We start from the raw sequence: 823 nt of genomic DNA, 5'->3' as shown, positions 1-823 counted from the left end.
CTCATGAGACCAACACGGTCAACATCACCACGGCCTGCCCGGCGTACGCCACCGAGCTGTACCTGAACAAGGGCGACGGCACGTTCGAGCGCTGGTCGATCACCGGCGTGACGCTGMTGGAGCATGCCAGCCAGGACCGCTACCTCACCAGCCATGGCGAGATCCAGGACGGCTTCGGCTGGACCCCAGGCAACACCTTCTACCTGCTGGACATCGACGGCGACGGGCTCATCGACCTCGTCACCGCGTCCGTGCCGAGCCAGGGGGTCAAGCTCGATCCGCCCCCCGAGCCCTGCGCGACGGTGGTCTGCACCCACGTCTACAAGGGCGACGGCCAGGGCGGTTTTGTCGAGCAGCCGACCAACGCGACCTACCAGAACCTGTACTCGCGACCGGAGGGCCCGTATGCGCTGGGCCAGCCGTCGCACCTGCTCGACATCGACAACGACGGCAACCTCGACCTCGCCGCGGCCGGCATGCTGGGCACCGGCGCGAACCTGTATCCGCCGATCCTGGCGTGGCGTTCGCGGGGGGACTTCAACTTCGATCCGATCTCGGTGGCATCTCATGACTGCGACCGGCCCCTCGACTTCAACGGCGACGGACGTGCCGACTGCGTGATGTGGGGCCTGTCGGTGTCCACCGGCGCCGCCGGCCTGCTCAAGGTGGCCAACTACAACCTCGGCAACATCTCGGTGGGATCGCCGCCGCTCGGCCTGCACGGCGAGAAGAGCGCCGACATGCTGGTCGCCGACGTGAACCGCGATGGCCGCGACGACATCCTGTGGTGGAGCAGCGACCCGACGCAGAACAAGGTGTACCT

The 823-nt window shown here is 67.3% G+C and carries 1 protein-coding gene; it reads left to right on the top strand.

Annotated features, from left to right (window positions below; all coding sequences use genetic code 11):
• Positions 1-823: FG-GAP repeat domain-containing protein (locus AC1DXV_RS35085; RefSeq protein WP_477938110.1), on the top strand; the 823-nt coding region annotated here is incomplete at both ends.

It is taken from the genome of Rhizobacter sp. P3_C12, assembly GCF_056402735.1.
The sequence above is the reverse complement of the archived record's forward strand: the minus strand, read 5'-3'. Positions and strand labels throughout refer to the sequence as shown.